Annotated in this window: 20 protein-coding genes; 8 read left to right on the plus strand and 12 right to left on the minus strand. The window is 63.9% G+C overall.

Translation table 11 applies throughout. From position 1 onward, the window contains the following. Window positions 1-104: 104 nt before the first annotated feature. The gene (gene groL / locus IVB01_RS16810; RefSeq protein WP_247458406.1) at window positions 105-1,745 is read right to left on the minus strand and encodes a chaperonin GroEL; all 1,641 of its coding nucleotides are present in this window, start codon (window positions 1,743-1,745) and stop codon (window positions 105-107) included. 42 nt (window positions 1,746-1,787) lie between these two features. After that, a complete protein-coding gene (locus IVB01_RS16815) occupies window positions 1,788-2,102 on the minus strand; it encodes a co-chaperone GroES (RefSeq protein ID WP_247280104.1) in 315 nt (104 codons plus the stop codon). 379 nt (window positions 2,103-2,481) lie between these two features. Between IVB01_RS16815 and IVB01_RS16820 the strand changes: the two genes are divergently transcribed. Both IVB01_RS16820 and IVB01_RS16825 read left to right on the plus strand, forming a co-directional pair. Then, a complete protein-coding gene (locus tag IVB01_RS16820; protein ID WP_247280103.1) occupies window positions 2,482-2,769 on the plus strand; it encodes an usg protein in 288 nt (95 codons plus the stop codon). Between the two features lie 164 nt (window positions 2,770-2,933). Beyond that, the gene (locus IVB01_RS16825; RefSeq protein ID WP_247280102.1) at window positions 2,934-3,461 is read left to right on the plus strand and encodes a cupin domain-containing protein; all 528 of its coding nucleotides are present in this window, start codon (window positions 2,934-2,936) and stop codon (window positions 3,459-3,461) included. A 134-nt stretch (window positions 3,462-3,595) separates the two neighbouring features. On the opposite strand, the gene IVB01_RS16830 is transcribed toward IVB01_RS16825, so the two are convergent. Then, window positions 3,596-4,846, minus strand: coding sequence for a nucleoside transporter C-terminal domain-containing protein (locus IVB01_RS16830; protein WP_247280101.1), 1,251 nt, complete (start codon window positions 4,844-4,846; stop codon window positions 3,596-3,598). A gap of 184 nt (window positions 4,847-5,030) precedes the next feature. Between IVB01_RS16830 and IVB01_RS16835 the strand changes: the two genes are divergently transcribed. Continuing rightward, complete coding sequence (locus IVB01_RS16835) at window positions 5,031-6,269, plus strand: MFS transporter (RefSeq protein ID WP_247280100.1); 1,239 nt, start codon at window positions 5,031-5,033, stop codon at window positions 6,267-6,269. Window positions 6,270-6,428: 159 nt separating this feature from the next. Here the strand turns inward: IVB01_RS16835 and IVB01_RS16840 are convergent, their stop codons facing one another. The 5 genes from IVB01_RS16840 to IVB01_RS16860 all read right to left on the minus strand — a co-directional run bounded on the left by IVB01_RS16840 (window position 6,429) and on the right by IVB01_RS16860 (window position 11,480). Beyond that, window positions 6,429-7,187 (minus strand): SDR family oxidoreductase, encoded by a 759-nt coding sequence (locus IVB01_RS16840; RefSeq protein WP_247280099.1) that lies wholly within the window; start codon window positions 7,185-7,187, stop codon window positions 6,429-6,431. A 24-nt stretch (window positions 7,188-7,211) separates the two neighbouring features. Continuing rightward, entirely contained in the window at window positions 7,212-7,970 is a 759-nt protein-coding gene (locus IVB01_RS16845) for a proteasome-type protease (protein ID WP_247280098.1), read from the minus strand. A gap of 171 nt (window positions 7,971-8,141) precedes the next feature. After that, a complete protein-coding gene (locus IVB01_RS16850) occupies window positions 8,142-8,990 on the minus strand; it encodes a transglutaminase family protein (protein WP_247449060.1) in 849 nt (282 codons plus the stop codon). 124 nt (window positions 8,991-9,114) lie between these two features. Continuing rightward, window positions 9,115-10,059, minus strand: coding sequence for an alpha-E domain-containing protein (locus tag IVB01_RS16855; protein WP_247280096.1), 945 nt, complete (start codon window positions 10,057-10,059; stop codon window positions 9,115-9,117). Window positions 10,060-10,061: 2 nt separating this feature from the next. Beyond that, the gene (locus IVB01_RS16860) at window positions 10,062-11,480 is read right to left on the minus strand and encodes a circularly permuted type 2 ATP-grasp protein (protein WP_247280095.1); all 1,419 of its coding nucleotides are present in this window, start codon (window positions 11,478-11,480) and stop codon (window positions 10,062-10,064) included. Window positions 11,481-11,757: 277 nt separating this feature from the next. On the opposite strand from IVB01_RS16860, the gene IVB01_RS16865 reads away from it, so the two are divergent. From IVB01_RS16865 to IVB01_RS16875, 3 genes are all read left to right on the plus strand, one after another. Continuing rightward, complete coding sequence (locus IVB01_RS16865) at window positions 11,758-12,495, plus strand: molybdopterin-binding protein (protein WP_247280094.1); 738 nt, start codon at window positions 11,758-11,760, stop codon at window positions 12,493-12,495. A gap of 42 nt (window positions 12,496-12,537) precedes the next feature. After that, a complete protein-coding gene (gene gpt / locus IVB01_RS16870; protein ID WP_247280093.1) occupies window positions 12,538-13,065 on the plus strand; it encodes a xanthine phosphoribosyltransferase in 528 nt (175 codons plus the stop codon). Between the two features lie 113 nt (window positions 13,066-13,178). Continuing rightward, window positions 13,179-13,796 carry a hypothetical protein gene (locus IVB01_RS16875; protein ID WP_247280092.1) on the plus strand — a complete coding sequence of 206 codons (618 nt, stop codon included), beginning with the start codon at window positions 13,179-13,181 and terminating at the stop codon, window positions 13,794-13,796. A gap of 18 nt (window positions 13,797-13,814) precedes the next feature. Here the strand turns inward: IVB01_RS16875 and IVB01_RS16880 are convergent, their stop codons facing one another. Then, window positions 13,815-14,837 (minus strand): methionine synthase, encoded by a 1,023-nt coding sequence (locus tag IVB01_RS16880; RefSeq protein WP_247494697.1) that lies wholly within the window; start codon window positions 14,835-14,837, stop codon window positions 13,815-13,817. Window positions 14,838-14,942: 105 nt separating this feature from the next. Between IVB01_RS16880 and IVB01_RS16885 the strand changes: the two genes are divergently transcribed. Then, window positions 14,943-15,551 (plus strand): 2-hydroxychromene-2-carboxylate isomerase, encoded by a 609-nt coding sequence (locus tag IVB01_RS16885; RefSeq protein ID WP_247280090.1) that lies wholly within the window; start codon window positions 14,943-14,945, stop codon window positions 15,549-15,551. Continuing rightward, window positions 15,551-16,528, plus strand: coding sequence for an NADPH:quinone oxidoreductase family protein (locus IVB01_RS16890; RefSeq protein ID WP_247280089.1), 978 nt, complete (start codon window positions 15,551-15,553; stop codon window positions 16,526-16,528). Before IVB01_RS16885 ends, IVB01_RS16890 begins: the two co-directional genes overlap by 1 nt. Window positions 16,529-16,619: 91 nt before the next feature. Here IVB01_RS16890 and IVB01_RS16895 read toward each other — a convergent pair whose 3' ends face one another. The 3 genes from IVB01_RS16895 to IVB01_RS16905 form a co-directional block, all read right to left on the minus strand. Next, the gene (locus IVB01_RS16895; RefSeq protein WP_247280088.1) at window positions 16,620-17,510 is read right to left on the minus strand and encodes a crotonase/enoyl-CoA hydratase family protein; all 891 of its coding nucleotides are present in this window, start codon (window positions 17,508-17,510) and stop codon (window positions 16,620-16,622) included. Window positions 17,511-17,649: 139 nt separating this feature from the next. Then, window positions 17,650-19,071, minus strand: a complete 1,422-nt coding sequence (locus IVB01_RS16900; protein WP_247280087.1) for an amidase — start codon at window positions 19,069-19,071, stop codon at window positions 17,650-17,652. Then, on the minus strand, window positions 19,064-20,236 hold the full coding sequence (locus tag IVB01_RS16905) for a M20 aminoacylase family protein (protein WP_247280086.1): 1,173 nt from the start codon (window positions 20,234-20,236) through the stop codon (window positions 19,064-19,066). The genes IVB01_RS16900 and IVB01_RS16905 overlap by 8 nt, the downstream gene beginning before the upstream one ends. Between the last annotated feature and the right edge of the window lie 8 nt (window positions 20,237-20,244).

The raw sequence follows: 20,244 nt of genomic DNA on the forward strand, positions 1-20,244 counted from the left end.
CGCGCCCAAGAGGGCGCGCCCCGGAATGGCGGTGGCGGGAAGGTTGCCCAAAACAAAAACCCCGGCATTGCTGCCGGGGTTTCGTACTCCTTGAGATGGCTGGATCAGAAGTCCATGCCGCCCATGCCGCCGCCGGGGGGCATCGCCGGGCCGGCGCCGCCCTTCTTGGGCAGCTCGGCGACCATGGCTTCCGTGGTGATCAGGAGCGCGGCCACCGAGGCTGCGTTCTGGATCGCGGTGCGGACCACCTTGGTCGGGTCGATGATGCCCTTCTTGACGAGGTCGGCATATTCGCCGGTCTGGGAATCGAAGCCGTAATTATAGGCCTTGTTCTCCAGGATCTTGCCGACGATCACCGAGCCGTCTTCGCCGGCGTTGATAGCGATCTGGCGAGCGGGCGCCGACAGCGCCTTGCGCACGATCTCGACGCCGGTCTTCTGGTCGTCGTTCTTGGTGCGCAGGCCCTTGAGCTGCTCGGAGGCACGGAGCAGGGCGACGCCGCCGCCGGGGACGATGCCTTCTTCCACGGCCGCGCGGGTCGCATGCATCGCGTCATCAACGCGATCCTTGCGCTCCTTCACCTCGACCTCGGTCGCGCCGCCGACGCGGATCACCGCGACGCCGCCGGCGAGCTTGGCCAGACGCTCCTGGAGCTTCTCACGATCGTAGTCCGAGGTGGTCTCCTCGATCTGCGCCTTGATCTGGGCCACGCGCGCCTCGATGTCGGCCTTCTTGCCGGCGCCGTTGACGATGGTGGTGTTCTCCTTGTCGATCATCACCTTCTTGGCGCGACCGAGCATGTTGAGCGTGACGTTCTCGAGCTTGATGCCGAGGTCTTCCGAGATCGCCTGGCCGCCGGTCAGGATCGCGATGTCCTGGAGCATGGCCTTGCGGCGATCGCCGAAGCCCGGAGCCTTGACGGCCGCGACCTTGAGGCCGCCGCGGAGGCGGTTCACGACCAGGGTCGCGAGCGCTTCGCCTTCCACGTCCTCGGCGACGATGACCAGCGGCTTGCCGGTCTGCACAACGGCCTCGAGCAGCGGCAGCAGCTCGTTCAGCGAGGAGAGCTTCTTCTCGTTGATGAGGATGTAGGCGTCGTCCATCTCAACGCGCATCTTGTCGGCGTTGGTGACAAAGTAGGGCGAGATGTAACCGCGGTCGAACTGCATGCCCTCGACGACGTCGAGCTCGGTCTCCAGCGACTTGGCTTCCTCGACGGTGATCACGCCCTCGTTGCCGACCTTCTTCATGGCGTCGGAGAGGAACTTGCCGATTTCGGCGTCGCCGTTGGCGGAAATGGTGCCGACCTGGGCGATTTCGTCGTTCGAGGTAACCTTCTTCGAGTTCTTCTCGAGGTCTGCCACCACGGCTTCGACCGCGAGGTCGATACCGCGCTTGAGATCCATCGGGTTCATGCCGGCGGCGACAGACTTGGCGCCTTCCTTCACGATCGCGGCCGCGAGCACGGTCGCGGTAGTGGTGCCGTCGCCGGCCGCGTCAGCGGACTTGGAGGCAACTTCGCGCACCATCTGGGCGCCCATGTTCTCGAACTTGTCCTCGAGCTCGATCTCCTTGGCGACGGTGACGCCGTCCTTGGTGATGCGGGGAGCGCCGAACGACTTGTCGAGCACGACGTTGCGGCCCTTGGGACCGAGCGTGACCTTCACCGCGTTGGCGAGGATGTCGACGCCGCGCAGCATCTTGTCGCGCGCCTCAACCGAGAATTTGACTTCTTTGGCTGCCATCTGGATTTTTCCTTGAAATTTAAAGGGAAGGGAGCGGGGCTCTTAAGCCGCCTTCTTCTTGGACTCGCTGACTTCGAGAACGCCCATAACGTCGCTCTCCTTCATGATCAGCAGATCCTGTCCGTCGATCTTGACCTCGGTGCCGGACCACTTGCCGAACAGCACGCGGTCGCCGACCTTGAGGTCGATCGGGATCAGCTTGCCGGACTCGTCGCGGCCACCGGGGCCGACGGCGATGACTTCGCCCTGGGAGGGCTTTTCCTTGGCAGTGTCGGGAATGATGATGCCGCCAGCGGTCTTCTCTTCTGCGTCGATGCGCTTGACCACGACGCGGTCGTGAAGCGGACGGAATTTCATGCAGTCCTCCTAAGCAATTGCAAGAGTTGAGGAATTCGAGGTTGTTAGCAGTCGTTGCCCGCGAGTGCTAGCACAGGCGAGGAAGAAATAGGACAGGAATTTTGCGGGGGCAAGGGCTTCTAGCAGAAAATTAGCACCCGGAAGCGCGGACTGCCAGAATCTCTTTCACATCGTTAACGGTGCGCCGGGCCGTATTAGCACGGAGCCGCATCTGCTGCTAACGCATTGAATTTCAACAGCTTGTTAAACTTTTGGGCTTGAGATGAATTGTCAGTTTGCGTCACATTTCTCACATGTGAGCGCATCAGTACCGGGTGGCTCGTAAGGCGCACACCGACCAGGCCGCCCCTTGAATGCGCTCCTGCAAAGGAGGTTTGGCATGGGACTGCAGAGTGGGGGCGTTTCCGAGGATTTCCGGAAGCAGATGCTGGGTTACGGGCTGACGACGGCGCAAATTCTCTATCGGATGCCGGATCATCCGTCGCTGCTCCAGACTTACGTCTGGCAGAATTACGACATGTTTCCGAAATTTCCGGCGCTGAAGGATTTCCTGGCGTTCTGGCAGGAAAGGCTCGACGGCCCCCTGCACTCGGTTACCGTGGCGCATTGCAAGCTGATCAAGCCGGCCGAACTCCGCGCTGTCGACGGCGTGTTCCGGCTGCATTGAGATCGAGCACCGGCTTCGTAGGCGAGCAAAGGCGCGCTCGCGCCGCGCCCACCGTCTCCGCGACTGCTTCTCGCAATGGTGGGCACGTTTCGCTTTGCCCCCGCTACATCATCTCGTTCTGTGCTAGTCTCGCCGCATAATAACAAGCAACGGGAGGCGGGCCGATGGTCAAAAAAGTAAGATCGCGCAGCGCAGCGCAAGCCGCGGTGAAGAAGCGGAGTGGAGCCAAGGCCGCAGCTCGATCCGCGGCGCGCAAGGCAGTGAAGGCGAAGGCGCGTATGCTCGCTCAGAGCAAACCCGCCCGGCCCAAGCAGCGCATCGCCATCAGCCATCACCGCGAAGAGGATTTCAAAGCCGACGGCCTGCGCGCCTATGCCAAATATCGCGACCTTGGCATCGCCGATGCGACCCATGGCCTGGCGCAAGCGCATGTCATCCGTCTGCAAGGCCCGTGTAATCCGGCCGAGGTCTCAAAGCTTCACTATCACGATGTCGAATTCCAGATGGTTTACGTGCTCAAGGGCTGGGTGAAGACTTATATGGACGGGCAGGGCGAGACCTTGATGAAAGAGGGCAGCGCCTGGACCCAGCCGCCGAAGATCAAGCACATGATTCTGGATTACTCGGACGATGTGGAATTGCTGGAGGTGATCCTGCCGGCGGAGTTCAAGACGGTGGAGTTGAAGGCGTAGGCGCTATTGTTGGAGGGGCGCAGGCCTCTCAACTCGTCATTGCGAGGAGCCCTTGCGACGAAGCAATCCAGAATCTCTCCGCGGATGCAGACTGCATTGCTTCGCTTCGCTCGCAATGACAAGCGGAGAGAAGTCTAGTTCAATACCCCCACCACCGCTCCCATCAGGCACGTCGTCAGCGTCCCCGACACGATCGACTTCAGCCCCAGCGCGTTGATCTCCTCGCGCCGCTCCGGCGCCATCACCCCTAAGCCGCCGATCATGATGCCGAGGCTGGCGAAATTGGCGAAGCCGCACATCGCGTAGAGCATGATCAGGCGCGAGCGCGGATCGAGCGCGTCGGGCGGCAGTTTTGAGAAGTCGACATAGGCAATCAATTCGTTGAGCACGGTTTTCGTGCCCATCAAGCTGCCGGCGGTGACCGCCTGGTCCCATGGCAATCCCATCAGCCAGCACACCGGCGCCATCGCGAGGCCCAGCAGGCGCTGCAACGAGATCGCGGCGCCGCCGATATCGGGCAGCAGGCCAAGGATGGCGTTGACGAGATAGACCAGAGCCACCAGCACCAGCAGCATTGCGACGATGTTGAGCAGCAGCTCGAGGCCCGCGGTGGTGCCCTTCACGATCGCGTCCATCGTGCCGGAGACCTCCATCTCGGGATTTTCCAGCGCGCCGCCGGTGCGTCTGTCGGATGTCTCGGGCACCATGATCAGACTGACGAGGATCGCGGCCGGCGCGCCCAGCACGGAGGCAATGACGAAGTGCGCGGCGGCATCGGGGATAAGGGGTGCCAGCAGCGTCGCATAGAGCACCAGCACGGTGCCGGCGATGCCGGCCATGCCGCCGGTCATCACCAGGAACAATTCGCTGCGGGTCATCTGCTTCAGATACGGCCGCACGAACAGGGGCGCCTCGACCATGCCGAGAAAGATGTTGGCGGCGGTCGACAGCCCCACGGCGCCGCCGACCCCTAAGGTGCGCTCCAGCAGCCAGGCCATGCCCCGCACGATCGGCGGCAGCACCCGCCAATAGAACAGCAGCGTCGTCAGCACGCTCATCACCAGCACGATCGGCAGCGCCTGGAACGCCAGGATGAAATCCGCACCGGGCACTTTGACCTCGAAGGGCAGGGCGCCGCCACCGATATAGCCGAACACGAACGAGGAGCCGGCGCGCGAGGCCGCGGAGATCGCGCCGACCGCGTCGTTGATGGCGCCGAAGGCGCGCGCGACCGCGGGTAACTTCAGGAGGACGATGGCGGTGACGAAGGTGACGAAGAGGCCGATCGCCGCCTGCCGCAGCGATACGGCGCGGCGATTCTCTGCGAGCGCGAAGGCGATCAGCAGCAATGCGAAAATGCCGAGTGCCGATTGCAAGCGCAGCATGATGTCCCCAAAGCCTCAATGATTATGGCCGCGCCTGCGTTGCAAAGGCAATGCCGGGACATGCGGGAGGCGTCCCGCTGTTGACAAGCCGGTCCCCCTCAGTCACGCGGGGGCGCGTCGAGATCAGGGCACGGACGGTCCGAGGGTGACCCAAAAGACGATCCAAGAGGTGGTCGAAGCGGCGATGCCAGAGCAGTCAATATCCGGTAATCCGCCGGTCAGTGCCCGCGCGCTCCTCGCCCACCGCGCCTTCCTGTTCTTCCTGCTCTCGCGCAGCCTGTCGCGTTTCTCCAGCCAGATCGCGGCGGTCGCGATCGGCTGGCAGATCTACGATCTCACCGGCTCGGCCTTCGATCTCGGCATGGTCGGCCTCGTGCAGTTTCTGCCCACCGCGCTGCTCGTGTTCGTCGCCGGCCATGCCGCCGACCGCTACGAGCGCAAGCGCGTCGTCCAGCTCTGTCAGCTCGTGGAAGCGGCAACCGCACTCTATCTCGCTGTGATCACCTATCTCGGCGCGGTCGGCGAGGTGCAGATCTTCGTCGCAACCTTCGTGCTCGGCATTGCCGGCGCCTTCGAGAGCCCGACCACGGCGGCGCTGCTGCCGCTGATCGCACCGCAAGGTTCTCTCCAGCGCGCCACCGCGGTCTCCAGCGGCGCGGCGCAGGTCGCGACCATTACGGGGCCCGCGCTCGGCGGCTTTGCCTATGCGGTGGCGCCGCATCTCGCCTATGCAGTGATGGTGCTGTTCTGGATCCTTGGGATGATCTTGACCGGCTTCATCCGGCCGCGTCCGCAGGCGGTCGCCAAGGAAGGGACGAACTCGGACAACATCTTTGCCGGTGTCCGCTTCATCCGCAGTAATCCTGCGATCCTCGGCACCATCTCGCTTGATCTGTTCGCAGTGTTGTTCGGCGGCGTGACGGCGCTGCTGCCGATCTATGCCCGCGACGTCCTCCAGACCGGGCCAGTCGGGCTCGGCGTGCTGCGTGCGGCACCTGCGGTTGGCGCGCTCTTGATGACCATGGTGCTGGCGCGTCACGCCGTCTCGCGGCATGTGGGCCTGCGCATGTTTCAGGCCGTGATCGTGTTCGGTGTCGCCACGATCGTATTCGCGCTGTCGTCCTGGATGTGGCTCTCGGTGCTCGCGCTCGCCGTTCTCGGCGCCGCCGACACGATTAGCGTCGTGATCCGTTTCTCACTGGTGCAGCTGTCCACGCCCGACGAGATGCGCGGCCGGGTCGGAGCGGTGAATTTCCTCTTCATCAATGCCTCGAACCAGCTCGGCCAGTTCGAGAGCGGCCTCACCGCCGCCCTGTTCGGCGCCATGCCCGCCGCTGCGCTCGGCGGCGTCGCCACCGTCGCGGTGGCGCTCCTGTGGATGAAGCTGTTCCCGAGCCTGCGCCAGGTGGAGAGTTTGGAGTAACACTCCGCCCTTCGACGCGTGATTGCGAGGAGCTCGCGACAAAATTGCGAAGCAATTTTGCGCTGATGCGACGAAGCAAGCCAGAATCCCTCCGCAGAGAAATCCTGGATTGGTTCGCCGCGCTCGCAAGGATGATTGTGGAGGCGCTGCGTTCTTTGTTTACCCCCGCCCCACGAACGGCATCTTGGTCGCCATCACCGTCATGGTCAGCACATTGGCGTCGAGCGGCAAACTCGCCATGTAGGCGACGGCATCGCCGACCGCCTTGGCATCCATGCGCGGCTCGTGCTTGGTGGTGCCGTCGGGCTGGAGCACGCCGGGACCGTTGACCATGCGGTCGGTCATCGGGGTGGCGGCATTGCCGATATCAACCTGGCCGACCGCGATGTCATACATGCGGCCGTCAAGATTGGACGCCTTGGTGAGACCCGTGATGGCGTGCTTGGTCGAGGTGTAGGCGGCAGAGAACGGCCGCGGCGCGTGTGCCGAGATCGAACCATTGTTGATGATACGGCCGCCGCGCGGGGTCTGGTCCTTCATGATGCGGAAGGCGTGCTGAGTGCACAGGAACGGGCCGGTGAGGTTGGTGTTCACTACCGCCTGCCACTGCTCAAGGCTGAGATCCTCGAAGTTGACGGCCGGCGCGCCCATGCCGGCGTTGTTGAAGAGCAGGTCGAGGCGGCCATAGGTCTCCTTCACCTTGGCAAACAGCGCCGCGATCGAGTCCGGTTTGGTCATGTCGGCGGTGACACACAGGCTTTTTCCTGCGGGGCCGAGCTTTGCGGTCTCCTCGAGCATGTCGAGCCTGCGCCCGACCAGCACCACGGTGAAGCCGGTGTTCATCAGCGCCAGCGACGCCGCACGCCCGACACCGGTGCCGGCGCCCGTCACCACTGCGATCTTTTTTGCTTCACTCATCGTTTCCTGCCTTTTGTCATGCTGTCAGGTTTTGGGTTCTTTTTCGTTCTTGTAGGGCGGGCGCGGAATGTTCTGATGTGCGGCGCGCAACGCCGCCGACCAGCGCGAGCGCAAATCGTGGAAATAGGGCTCGCCCGCCTCGATGCGGTGATTGAGATCGGCCTCGCAGGCATCGTTGCGCACCACCAGCACGTCGATCGGCAGGCCGACGCCGAGGTTCGAGCGCATGGTGGAGTCCATCGAGATCAGGCCGGTCTTCAGCGCCTCGTAAAGCTCGACGTCGTAGTGCATGGCGCGGTCGAGCACCGGCTTGCCGTATTTGTGCTCGCCGATCTGCAAGTACGGCGTATCTGTGGTGCACTCGATGAAATTGCCCGCGGTGTAGATCATGAACAGGCGCATCCGGGAACCCTTGATCTGGCCGCCGAACAGGAAGGAGACGTCGAAGGAAACGTCCTCGGACTTCAGCGCCGGACCTTCGGTCGCGTGCACGGCCCGGATCGCCCGGCCGATGCGCTGGGCGGCCTGGAACATGGTCGGCGCGTTCATCAGCGTCTCGATCTCGCCCGTGTCGGGGTCCTCCAGGCCTTCCGTCAGCGTCGACAGCACCGACTGGCTGATGGCGAGGTTGCCGGCGCTGGCGATCGCCATGATGCGCTCGCCGGGCTTGGAGAAGATGTGCAGCTTGCGGAAGGTCGAGACGTTGTCGAGGCCGGCATTGGTGCGGGTGTCGGCGATCATCACCAGACCGTCCCGAACCAGGATTCCGCAACAATAGGTCATTTCCAGTCCCCGAACGCGTTTGCGCGGAATTACTAGCCAATTTCGGGAGCCGCTCCAACCCCGATTCCTAGGGATCATGTCGTCATTCCGGGGCGCCGGAAATCCATTCCTCCGCTAACTCTGCGGCCAATGGATTTCGGGCTCGTGCTGAGGCACGCCCGGAACGACGAGTTAGCTTTGCCGCTGTGACTGCGATTGCGACTGCCCGCCGCGGCCGGCCTGCTCGACCTTGACCGCCACCGCCAGAGTCTCCGTGCCGCCGCCATAGCGGGTACCGCGCACGGGGGCTGCGCCGAGATAATCGAGTCCGATCGCGACGCGGACATGGGCGTCGGTGGCGCAGATGCTGTTGGCGGGATCGAAGCCGACCCAGCCGAGATCGGGCACGTAGGCCTCCGCCCAGGCGTGGCCGGCCTCCTGGTGCACCGTACCGTCAGAGCGCAGGAAGTGTCCGGAGACGAAGCGCGCCGGCACGCCGCCGCTGCGTGCGCAGGCGATGAAGATGTGCGCGTAGTCCTGGCAGACCCCGCGCTTGAGCGTGAACGCCTCCGCCGCCGAGGTGCCGCTGTTGGTCGGGTCCTCGTCGAAGGTCATGTGATCGCCGATCTCGGTCATCAACGTGTGCAGGAAGCCGAGCGTGTCGCTCTCGGCCTCGCTGCGCAACTGGCGCGCAACCGCCATCATCGCTGGATTGACGGAGGTGAGGTCGGTTGAGCGCAGAAACATGCCGGCCGGAAAGCGCTCGTCCGTGCCGCGCAGCACGCCGCCGGTGTCGTGGGTCTCGATCAGGCCTTCGGCGGTGATCTTGATGTCGCCGACGGGACCGCAGGACAGCACATGGGTGACGTTGCCGAACGCGTCCTCGTGCGTGTCGAGCTTGGTGTCCGTCGAGACGTCGATCTGCCATTCCGCCACGTATTGCCCGTCATGGCTGCCGGGCGTCATGCGCAGGATCTGGATCACGCTGGTCGCCGGCGGCTCGTAGCGATAGGTCGTGCTGTGCTGGATTCGCAGGCGCATGGTGATTAACTTGCTCCGTCATTCCGGGATGGCCCGAAGGACCAGACCCGGAATCTCGAGATTCTCAGGTGCGCAATTGCGCACCATAGTTCGCCCTTCGGGCGCCCCGGAATGACAGCCTGTATCAGATCAAATACTGCTTCGTGATGATTTCGCCCAGCCTTGAATTGTCCGTAATGAATTCCTGAATGAATTCATGCACGCCGTGCTGGAAAATGTCGTTCATATTGCTGTGTTCCAGCCGGTTGCGGATGCCGCGGGCGTGGCGCTGAGCGGGGCCCTGGCGGCCATAGGCGACGCCGATCTGGTCGAGGTTGCGCACGAGATTGCCGTAGCAGCTTGCCAGCGAGCGCGGCAGCGTGTCGTTGAGGATGAGCAGGTCTGCGATCAGCCACGGTTTAAGCGTCTCGCGATAGACCCAGTGATAGGCCGTCAGCGCCGAGACCGAGCGCAGAATCGAGCTCCACTGATAGAAGTCGAGCGGGCCGCCGACATGCTCTTTCTCGGGCAAGAGCACGTGATACTTCACATCGAGGATGCGCGCGGTGTTGTCGGCGCGTTCGAGATGCACGCCCATCCGCGAGAACCAGTAGGCGTCGTTGCGCAGCATGGTCCGGTAGGCCGACCCGTCGAAGCGCAGCGAGGTCTCCTGCACGAAGCGCAGGAATTTTGCGAGGTCCTCCCGCGTGGAGGTGCCCTTGCTCCAGACCGCCTGAAGCTCGATCCAGGCCGAGTTGATGGTGTCCCACATCTCGCTGGTGAGCGCGGTGCGCACCGAGCGCGAGTTGAGGCGGGCCGCCTCGATGCAGTTCTTGATCGAGGACGGGTTTGCCGCCGAGAACGAGAGGTAATCGACGACGTTGTGCTCGTTGGCTTCCTCATATTGCTGATAGAAACTGCCGGCGACACCGGCGGTGAGCAGCGCCGAGTCCCATTCATTGGTCTTGCCGATATAGGCGGCGGGAAGCGCGGTGACGCGCAGCGTCGCATCGATGGTGCGCGCGAGGTACTCGGCCCGTTCGACGTAGCGAGCGAGCCAGTAGAGGTTTTCGGCGGTACGCGACAGCATCTCTACTCGTCCAAAATCCAGGTGTCCTTGGTGCCGCCGCCCTGGCTGGAATTGACGACCAGAGAGCCTTCCTTCAGTGCAACGCGTGTCAGCCCGCCCGGCACGATCGTGGTGCGCTTGCTGCCCGTGAGCACGAAAGGCCGCAGGTCGACATGGCGCGGGGCGAGGCCGCTTGCGGTACAGGTCGGGCAGGTGGAGAGCGCCAGCGTCGGTTGCGCGATGAAGCCTTCCGGCTCACGCTTCAGTTTTTCGCGGAAGGCCTCGATCGTGGCTTTCGTCGCGGCGGGGCCGATCAGCATGCCGTAGCCGCCGGAGCCATGGACTTCCTTGACGACGAGTTCGCCCAGATTGTCCAGCACATAGGCGAGATCCTTCGGCTCGCGGCAGCGCCAGGTCGGCACGTTCTTCAGGATCGGCTCCTCGCCAAGATAGAATTTTACGATGTCGGGCATGTAGGAGTAGATCGCCTTGTCGTCGGCGATGCCGGTGCCGACAGCATTGGCGAGCGTGATGTTGCCGGCCGCATAGGCCGACATCAGGCCCGGCACGCCGAGCACGGAGTCGGGGCGGAAGGTGAGCGGATCGAGGAAATCGTCGTCGACGCGGCGGTAGATCACGTCGACCCGCTTCAACCCCTCCGTCGTCCGCATGAACACTTCGTTGTTCTTGACAATGAGGTCGCGGCCCTCGACCAGCTCGATGCCGAGCTTGTCGGCCAAGAACGAGTGCTCGTAATAGGCGGAGTTGTAGACGCCGGGCGTGAGCAGGGCGACCGTCGGCTCGCCGGAGGCGCTTTGCGGCGCGACCGAGCGCAGCGCCGCGAGAAGCTCGTCCGGATAGCGTTCGACCGGCGCCACCCTGTGGCGGGCGAACAGATCCGGAAACAGCCGCATCATGATCTCGCGGTTTTCCAGCATGTAGGACACGCCCGAAGGCGTCCGCGCATTATCCTCCAGCACGATGAAGTCTTCAGCGTCGGTCCGGACGATGTCGATGCCGGCGATGTGCACATAGACATCGTGCGGCACCTGCTGGCCGTTCATCTCGGGCCGGAACACCGGGTTCTGGAAGATCAGGTCGTCGGGCACGATTTCGGCGCGAAGGATATCGCGGCCGTGATAGATGTCGCGCAAAAACATGTTGAGCGCACGCACGCGCTGCTTCAGGCCCTTCTCCAGCAGCGCCCATTCCTTGCCGGACATGATCCGCGGGATCACGTCGAATGGGATCAGGCGCTCGGTCGACTCGGCTTCGCCATAGACCGCAAAGGTGATGCCGATGCGGCGGAACAGCAACTCCGCCTCCTGGCGGCGATATTCGAGGGCCTCGGGAGGCGTCTCCTTGAGCCAGCGCGCCAGCTCCTGATAAGCAGGCCGCAGGTCGCCGCCGGGAATATTCATTTCATCAAACGCGACTGCCATAGATCCCGACTGTTCTCCCAGGCGTTGCGGCATGAGCCAAGTCGCGCCGGCCTTGGTGGAGACCGCAACGTCCTGTGGCCATGCGGCAAGAGTGCATGACTTTCATGTGGTAGCAAGGGGCGGGCCAGCGCGATAAGCATGGAGGATGGGCATTTGCCGAGGATGGCCGGCGGCTTGCCTGAAAAAATGGCTGAGGACTGCTTATTTCGGCGGCAAAACCGCGTGACTTCAACGCGTTACCTCGGCAAAGTTGGCGCCACAGGTGAGGGACAGTTTTATGAGCGAGATCGTCACGGCGGGCATTCTGGTCATTGGGGACGAAATCCTGTCCGGCCGAACCAAGGACAAGAACATCGGGTTCATCGCCGAATACCTGACCAATATCGGCATCGACCTCAAGGAAGTCCGGATCGTCTCCGACGACGAGGACGACATCATCGCCGCGTTGAATGCACTGCGGCAGCGCTACACCTATGTCTTCACCACCGGCGGCATCGGCCCGACCCATGACGACATTACTGCCGACAGCGTCGCCAAGGCCTTCGGCGTCGGCATCGACCATCACCCGGAGGTGGTCGCCCGCTTCCGCGAGCGCTGGAGCGAGCAGGACCTCAACGAGGCCCGCTTGCGCATGGCTCGCATCCCTGACGGTGCTGAGCTGATCCAGAGCGCGACCATCCTCGCTCCGGGCTTCAAGATCGGCAATGTCATCGTGATGGCCGGCGTGCCCTCGATCATGCAGGCGATGATGGACATCGTCTCGCCCAAGCTGAAATCCGGCGTACGCATGCTTTCCGAATCGGTCCGCGCCAATGCGCGCGAGGGCGACATCGGCAGCCCGCTGCGCGCGATCGCGGCCGCCCATCCCGACACCATCATCGGCAGCTATCCCTTCATGGATGAGGAGCAAAGGCCGAACACCAATCTGGTGGTGCGCTCGCGCGATGCGGATAAGCTCGCGGCGGCGATGTCGGCGGTGAAGGAAATGCTGGCGGGATTGAACATCACCCGCTAAAGCGCCCGGCTTGCCGGACGTTTTACGAAGCAGGAGACGACAATGGCGGGTGAATCACCGGAACTGAGCGCGCAGGAGCGGGCGGGCAAGGCCTTCCCGGTCTCCTGGGACCAATTCCACCGGGATTGCCGGGCGCTGAGCTGGCGTCTCAACGAGGTCGGTCCGTTCCATGCAGTGATCGCGATCACCCGCGGCGGCCTGGTGCCGGCCGCGATCGTGGCGCGCGAGCTCGGCGTGCGCGTGATCGATACGGTCTGCATCGCCAGCTACGACCACAACAAGCAGGGCGAGCTTCAGGTCCTCAAGAGTATTTCCGAGGCGGCGATGAAGCTCGGCGGCGGCACCGGAAAGGGGCTTCTAATCGTCGACGACCTTGTCGATACCGGAAAGACCGGCAAGCTGGTGCGCGAGATGCTGCCCAATGCGCATTTCGCCACCGTCTACGCCAAGCCGATGGGGCGTCCGCTGGTTGATACCTTCATCACGGAAGTGTCGCAGGATACCTGGATCTTCTTCCCCTGGGACACTGCGCTGTCCTACCACCCGCCGCTTCGCGACGGGGCCGCGTGAGAGACGAAGTCATTCCGGAGCGATGCGAAGCATCGAACCCGGAATCTCGAGATTCCGGGATCGGTCCTGCGGACCGCCCCGGAATGACGTCGGTTTAACGGGCGGAGGCAGCCATGCCCCTGCAAAATCGCGTCACGCCGACTGGTGAGATCATTGCCACGCCCCATCGCGGCCTGTTCACCGGCAATCGCGGCATCATCCATGATCCCGCGACGAAGACGCTGCTTCGGAAGCGGTGGTCGTCGCCGGCCTGGCTCACCTGCACTTGCGAATTCCGCGGACGGCGCCGCGAGGTGATGGCACAGCGAAGCTGGACCGAGCTGTTCTTCCTGGACGAGGCCACTGCGCTCGCCGCCGGCCATCGCCCCTGCTTCTATTGCCGCCGCGACGATGCCAATCGCTTCCGGGCTGCGTGGGAAAAGGGCAATCGCGTGCACGGCGTCCGCATGCACGACATCGACACGGTGCTGCATCATGAGCGGCTCGATCACGGCAGCAAACGACTGCACGTACTGCTGGTGCCGCTCGACCAGCTCCCCGACGGCGCAATGGTTCAGCAGGGCGAGGAGAGTTTTCTGGTGATGCGGGGCAGGGCGCTGTTGTGGTCGCCGGCGGGTTATACCGCGGTCGAGCGTCAGCTTGGCGAAGCGACGTTACTGACGCCGCCCTCGACGCTGCGCACATTGAACTCCGGCTACGCGCCCGTGTTGCATCCGACGGCGCTGCCTTAGCACAGCGCGCCCTTGCCATTACCCGAGTTTCTCGCGCGCCAGCGCCGCGCCGGCGCCGAGCGCCATCAGCTTGGCTTCGGCGATCTCCCGCCGCATCGGCGCCATGCCGCAATTGGTGGTGGCGATGATGTTGCTCTTCGGGACGAATTTCGACACTGCCTCGATCACCTTCACGACGTCGTCCGCCGTCTCCACCGTGTCGCTGGCTACGTCGATCACGCCGGCCTGCACAATCTTGGTCTTGAGCAGCGCCAGCAGGTCGAGCGGCACCTTCGAATTGCGGCACTCGATCGCGACCTGCTGGATCGGGCTGGCATCGATTGCCGGGAAGATCTGCTCATACTGCCGCCATTGGCTGCCGAGCGTCGCCTTCCAGTCAGTGTTGGCCTTGATGCCGTAGCCATAGCAGATGTGCACGGCGGTGGCGCAGGTGAGACCCTGCGCCGCGTGCTCCAGCGCCTTGATGCCCCAGTCGTTGACCTCGTCCATATAGACGTTGAAGGCGGGCTCGTCGAACTGCACGAGATCGACGCCGTCGGCCTGGAGCGCCTTGGCCTCTTCGTTCAGCAGCTCGGCGAAAGCGAACGCCATCTTCACGCGGTCGCCGTAATAGCGGTCCGCAATCGTGTCGATGATGGTCATGGGGCCGGGCAGCGTGAATTTCAGCTTCTTTTTCGTGTGCGAGCGCGCGACGCGCGCCTCGTCGGCATGAACGCGGCCCTTGAGCCGGAGCGGAGCGACTACCTGCGGCACCATCGCCTTGTAGCGGTCCTTGCGAATGCCCATCTCGACCTTGTGCGCGAAGTCGATGCCTTCGACCTTCTCCAGGAAGCCGTGCACGAAATGCTGGCGGGCCTGCTCGCCCTCGGTGACGATGTCCATGCCGGCGTCCTCCTGGATCTTCAGCCAGATCAGCGTCGCGTCGCGCTTGGCGCGCAAGAGCTCCTCGCCCTGCGATTTCCAGGGCGCCCACAGCATGTTGGGCTCGGCGAGCCATTCCGGCTTCGGCAAGGAGCCGGCGATCGTGGTTGGAAACAGCATGGCGGCCTCCCGGCGGGTTATGTTGCGCCTCTTCCTGCCATGTCTTAACGTCGAGGTACAGAACGACAAAAGTCGTCAACCCCGCGACGCCGGACCGGAAACGCCATGATCGAATTCTTCTTCGACTGTTCCAGCCCCTGGACCTATCTCGCCTTTCACAACATCCAGCCGCTGGCGAAGGAGCTCGGCGCGGAGATCATCTGGCGGCCGATCCTGGTCGGCGGCATCTTCAACACGGTCAATCCGAGCGTCTACGCGCAGCGCGAAAAGCCGGTGCCGCTCAAGGCGCGTTACATGAAGAAGGATCTCGCCGATTGGGCGCGCTCGGCAGGCCTGTCGATCAAGATGCCGCCGACCGTGTTTCCCGTGAACAGCGTCAAGGCGATGCGCGGCTGCATCTGGCTCGGCAATCACATGGTGCCGTTCGCCGCGGCCGTGTTCGAGACCTACTGGGGCGAGGACAGGGACATCTCGCAGGACGCGGTGCTCGCCGACATCTGCAAGAAGGTCGGCATCGACGAGCAGAAATTTTTCGCCGGCATCGCAGAGCAGGGCATCAAAGACCAGCTCAAGGCCAATACCGAAGAGGTCGTGGCGCGTGGCGGTTTCGGCTCGCCGACGATCTTCGTCGGCAAGACCGACATGTACTTTGGCAACGACCGCCTGCCGCTGATCCGCGAGGCGCTGCAGCGTCAAAAGGCGAGTGCGGCCTGATGGTGCGGGCCGTCATCTGCCGCGAACTCGGCGCGCCCGAGACGTTGCGGCTGGAGGAGTTTCCGTCGCCGCCGCTAAAGCCCGGCGAAGTGCGCGTTGCGATCCGCGCTGCCGGCCTGAACTTTCCCGACGTGCTGATGGCGGCTGGCGAATATCAGCTCAAGCCGGAGCTGCCGTTCACGCCCGGCATGGAAGCTGCCGGGGACGTCATCGAGGTGGGTGCGGAGGCGAGGGGCGTTGCCGTCGGCGACAAGGTCATCGTGAAGATGCGCCACGGCGCCTTCACGGATGAAGCGGTGGTGACGCCATCGCAACTCACCCCTAAGCCGTCCACTTTCGACTATGCTGAGGCCGCGACCTATCTCGCTGGTCATGGCACGGCCTATCATGCACTGATCGATCGCGGCCGGGTCGCGCCGGGCGAGGTGCTGCTGGTGCATGGCGCCGGCGGCGGCGTCGGTCTCGCGGCCGTCGAGATCGGCAAGATGCTGGGTGCGACCGTGATCGCAACCGCCTCCAGCGACGAGAAGCTGGCGATCGCGAAATCGCGCGGCGCCGATCATCTCGTCCGCTACGATCGTGAGCCGTTTCGCGATGCTGTCAAGCACATCACCGACGGCCGCGGCGCGGATGTGGTGTTCGATCCCGTCGGCGGCCAGGTGTTCGAGGATTCGATGCGTTGCATCGCCTGGGGCGCGCGATTGCTGGTGATTGGCTTTACCGGCGGCATCGGTTCGGCCAAGACCAATCTCCTGTTGATCAAGGGCGCGAGCGTGTTAGGCGTGCGCGCCGGCGAAGCGGTTCGAAGGAATCCCGCACTCGGCGACGTGCGCCTGAAGGCGCTGCTGCAATGGGCGGAGGAGGGCAAGCTGCGTCCCAACGTCTCGCATCGCCTGCCGCTGGAAGACTATGCAAAGGCGATGCGATTGCTGATCGAGCGCAAGGCGATCGGCCGCGTGGCGCTGGTGATGGATTGAGTTTTACCACCGTCATTCCGGGGCGCCCGAAGGGCGAACCCGGAATCGAGATTCCGGGTTCTCGCTTCGCGAGCCCCGGAATGACCGTGAACTATTTATATTCCCGCTCGGTCCACCACGGGAAATAGTCCGGCATATCGCTGGACACCTTGTTCTTGAATTGCGCCGGACGCTTTTCCAGGAACGACACCACGCCTTCCTTCACATCGTCGGAGCGGCCGCGGGCGTATATGCCGCGGCTGTCGATCTTGTGCGCCTCCATCGGATCGTCCGCGCCCATCATGCGCCACATCATCTGGCGGATCAGGGCGATCGAGACCGGCGCGGTCTTGGCGGCAAATTCCTGGGCAAGCGCGCGCGCCGTCGGCAGGAGATCATCGGGCGGCACGACCTTGCTGACGAGACGGCCGGAGAGCGCTTCCTGTGCCGGGAAGACGCGGCCGGAATAGCACCATTCCAGCGCCTGCGAGATGCCGACGATGCGCGGCAGGAACCAGCTCGAGGCGGCCTCCGGCACGATGCCGCGCTGGGAGAACACGAAGCCGAAGCGAGCGGCATCCGAGGCGATGCGGATGTCCATCGCGAGCTGCATGGTGACGCCGATGCCGACGGCAGGGCCGTTCACGGCAGCGATGACGGGCTTCAAGCATTTGAATATGCGTAGCGTCACCTGGCCGCCGCCGTCGCGCACCTGCGGATCGCTGTAATCGACCTTGCCGTCGGCGAGCCGCTTCACCGGCCCGCGGCGCGCGTCGCGGTCGAACGTATCCGCGCCGGACGAAAGATCGGCGCCCGCGCAAAAGCCGCGGCCCGCGCCGGTGACGATGATGGCGCGGATATTGTCGTCCTTGTCGGCGGCGTCGAACGCGTCGATCAGCTCTGCTTGCATCTGTGCGTTGAAGGCGTTGAGCTTGTCGGGCCGGTTCAGCGTGATGGTGAGGATCTGCTCGGCGACCTCGTACTTGATCGTCTCATAGGCCATGGTGGTTTCCTTCCCTTGTCATTGTTGAATCAATTCTGTCATTGCCGGGCTTGACCCGGCAATCCATCTTTTTCGGAGAGGATGGATACGCGGGTCGAGCCCGCGCATGACGAGTTGTGCGCAGACGCTAGATGCGATTCTAACCCGCCGGCGGGCTCGGCCAAGGCCGCTGCGGGCCGCGTAGACCTTCAAAAGTCTTGGCCATGCCGAGCACGCCGATATCGTCGAAGCGACGGCCGACGATCTGCACGCCAATGGGAAAACCCTTGGCGTCGAAGCCGCCGTTGACGGAGATCGCGGGATTCTCCGACATATTCCACGGCACGGTATAGGCGATGTGCTCGAACGGCTTCATGGGATCGTTGGTGGGCGAGGCCCATTCCGCCGGATAGTTCACATTCGGCGCGGTCGGCGAGATCACATAGTCGATCTCGCAGAACAGCTTTCCTGCTGCTGCGCGGATCGCCATGGTCTGATTGAAGCCGCGGATGACGTCGACGCCTGACAGCTTTGCGCCGGACTCGCCCCATTTGAAGATGTAGGGCAGCACCTTGGCCTGCTCGGCCGGCGTCAGCTTGGACAGATCGTCCCACATGCGCGCACGCCAGAAATTGTCGAGGCCGTCGAGCATGTCGCGTGTGAGAATGCCGTCGACCTCGGTCACGATCGCGCCGGCGGATTCGAACGCCTTGGCCGCCTTCACGGCGACCTCGCGCACCGGCTTGTCCAGCGGCAGGCCGACGCCGGGATCGAGCATCAGGCCGATGCGCAGTTTGCGCGGAGACTTCTCCAGCCCCTTCCAGTTGAGCGGCTCGGCCGGCAGGCTCATCCCGTCGCGGCGATCGGGCTTGGCGATCACGCTCATCATCAGCGCACAATCGTCGACCGTGCGGGTCATGGGACCTGCGACGCGGCCGACATAGGCGGGATCGATCGGCACGCGGCCGAAGCTCGGCTTCAATCCGACGAGGCCACACCAAGCGGCGGGCAGGCGCACCGAGCCACCGATATCGGTCCCGAGATGCAAGGGACCATAGCCGGCGGCAGCGGCGGCGCCCGCACCCGCGCTGGAGCCGCCGGGATTCTTGGAGAGGTCCCAGGGATTGCGCGCGAGCGCGTGAAAGCTGGAGAGACCGGAGGACAGCATGCCGTAATCGGGCATGGTGGTCTTGGCGAAGATGATGGCGCCGGCCTCGCGCAGCCGCGCGGCGGGCGGTGCGTCCTTCTCGGCCGGCACCAGCTTGACGCTGGCAGCACCCAGCGGCACCGGCACGCCCTTGGTCGCGATGTTGTCCTTCACCGTAACAGGCACGCCGTCCAGTGCGCCGCACGGCTCGCCGCCGCTCCAGCGCGCGGTCGAGGCCTTTGCGACCTCGCGCGCGCCGTCGGGATCGAATGCATAGAGCGCCTTCAGATGCGGTTCCCACGCCGCGACATGCGCAAGCACGTCTTCAAGCACCTCGCTCGGCGAGAACTGCTTGGCGCGATAGCCCGCGATCAGATCGACCGCCGACAGATCATGCAGCGAGGTGACCGTCTCTTCGACGCTCTCTTTATGCATTGCCACCCACCGGCATGCGGGTTTCGATGATGCGGGCAAACATGCTGGCGCCGATCGGCAGGATCTTGTCGTCGAGCACGAAACCGGGATTGTGCACAGGCACCGAGCCGTCATGGCCGACCCAGAAATAGGCGCCGGGGATGGTCTGCAGCATGTCGGCAAAATCCTCGCTGCCCATCTTCGGTTGGGCGCGGGTGATCACGTTGGCAGGATCGACCACGGTGCGCGCGACCTCCTCGACCACCTTGGACTGCTCAACCTGGTTGACCAGCACGCCGAACGTGTCGCGGATGTCGGCCGCGATCTCGCACTGGAATGCGGCGGCGATACCAGCGCAGATCGTGCGGATGCGCTCGCTGATCATGGCGCGGACTTCGTTGGAGAAGGTGCGGATGGTGCCGCAAAGATGCGCTTCGCCTGGGATGACGTTATAGGCGGAGCCCGCATGGATCTGGGTGATCGAGATGACGGCGGATTGCAGCGGCTCGACGTTGCGGCTGACGATGGTCTGGATCGCCTGCGCCAGCGTGGTCGCGATGATCACCGCGTCCTTGGATCGCTCGGGCATCGCGCCATGCGCGCCGTAGCCCGTGATGCGGAGGTCGAAGAAGTCGGCGCCGGCCATCGCCGGGCCCGGCAGAATCGCGATCTCGCCGTGGTTGAGATCGGGCGCGTTGTGCAGGCCGTAGAGCTCGTCGCAGGGAAATTTTTCGAACAGTCCGTCCTTGATCATGGCACGGGCGCCGCCGAGGCCTTCCTCGGCCGGCTGGAAGATCAGGTGCACGGTGCCGTCGAAATTGCGGGTCTCGGCGAGATAGCGCGCGGTGCCGAGCAGCATGGTGGTGTGGCCGTCGTGGCCGCAGCCGTGGAAGCGGCCGGGAATTTTCGAGCTCCATTTCAGATTGGTGTTCTCTTCCATCGGCAGCGCGTCCATATCGGCGCGCAGGCCGATGCGCTTGCCGCTCGTGCCCTTACCCTTGATGACGCCGATCACGCCGGTGCCGCCGAGACCGCGATGCACCTCGATGCCCCAGCTCTTCAGCTTGTCGGCGACGATACCGGAGGTGCGCACTTCCTCAAAGCCGATCTCGGGATGGGCGTGGAGGTCGCGCCTGATAGCGGTGAGTTCGTCGGCATAGCCGTCGATGCGGTCGATCGTGGGCATGTGTCCTG

Origin of the sequence: Bradyrhizobium sp. 164 (genome assembly GCF_023073715.1) — a bacterium.
GTDB lineage: Bacteria > Pseudomonadota > Alphaproteobacteria > Rhizobiales > Xanthobacteraceae > Bradyrhizobium.

Coding starts and splice junctions, on each gene's coding strand:
- IVB01_RS16890 (WP_247280089.1), top strand. CDS start 15,551: ATGGTGCGGGCCGTCATCTGCCGCGAACTCGGCGCGCCCGAGACGTTG.
- IVB01_RS16825 (WP_247280102.1), top strand. CDS start 2,934: ATGGTCAAAAAAGTAAGATCGCGCAGCGCAGCGCAAGCCGCGGTGAAG.
- IVB01_RS16815 (WP_247280104.1), bottom strand. CDS start 2,102: ATGAAATTCCGTCCGCTTCACGACCGCGTCGTGGTCAAGCGCATCGAC.
- IVB01_RS16895 (WP_247280088.1), bottom strand. CDS start 17,510: ATGGCCTATGAGACGATCAAGTACGAGGTCGCCGAGCAGATCCTCACC.
- IVB01_RS16900 (WP_247280087.1), bottom strand. CDS start 19,071: ATGCATAAAGAGAGCGTCGAAGAGACGGTCACCTCGCTGCATGATCTG.
- IVB01_RS16880 (WP_247494697.1), bottom strand. CDS start 14,837: ATGCTGTTTCCAACCACGATCGCCGGCTCCTTGCCGAAGCCGGAATGG.
- IVB01_RS16850 (WP_247449060.1), bottom strand. CDS start 8,990: ATGCGCCTGCGAATCCAGCACAGCACGACCTATCGCTACGAGCCGCCG.
- IVB01_RS16865 (WP_247280094.1), top strand. CDS start 11,758: ATGAGCGAGATCGTCACGGCGGGCATTCTGGTCATTGGGGACGAAATC.
- IVB01_RS16885 (WP_247280090.1), top strand. CDS start 14,943: ATGATCGAATTCTTCTTCGACTGTTCCAGCCCCTGGACCTATCTCGCC.
- IVB01_RS16820 (WP_247280103.1), top strand. CDS start 2,482: ATGGGACTGCAGAGTGGGGGCGTTTCCGAGGATTTCCGGAAGCAGATG.
- IVB01_RS16835 (WP_247280100.1), top strand. CDS start 5,031: ATGCCAGAGCAGTCAATATCCGGTAATCCGCCGGTCAGTGCCCGCGCG.
- groL (WP_247458406.1), bottom strand. CDS start 1,745: ATGGCAGCCAAAGAAGTCAAATTCTCGGTTGAGGCGCGCGACAAGATG.
- IVB01_RS16875 (WP_247280092.1), top strand. CDS start 13,179: ATGCCCCTGCAAAATCGCGTCACGCCGACTGGTGAGATCATTGCCACG.
- IVB01_RS16830 (WP_247280101.1), bottom strand. CDS start 4,846: ATGCTGCGCTTGCAATCGGCACTCGGCATTTTCGCATTGCTGCTGATC.
- IVB01_RS16845 (WP_247280098.1), bottom strand. CDS start 7,970: ATGACCTATTGTTGCGGAATCCTGGTTCGGGACGGTCTGGTGATGATC.
- IVB01_RS16840 (WP_247280099.1), bottom strand. CDS start 7,187: ATGAGTGAAGCAAAAAAGATCGCAGTGGTGACGGGCGCCGGCACCGGT.
- IVB01_RS16860 (WP_247280095.1), bottom strand. CDS start 11,480: ATGGCAGTCGCGTTTGATGAAATGAATATTCCCGGCGGCGACCTGCGG.
- IVB01_RS16905 (WP_247280086.1), bottom strand. CDS start 20,236: ATGCCCACGATCGACCGCATCGACGGCTATGCCGACGAACTCACCGCT.
- gpt (WP_247280093.1), top strand. CDS start 12,538: ATGGCGGGTGAATCACCGGAACTGAGCGCGCAGGAGCGGGCGGGCAAG.
- IVB01_RS16855 (WP_247280096.1), bottom strand. CDS start 10,059: ATGCTGTCGCGTACCGCCGAAAACCTCTACTGGCTCGCTCGCTACGTC.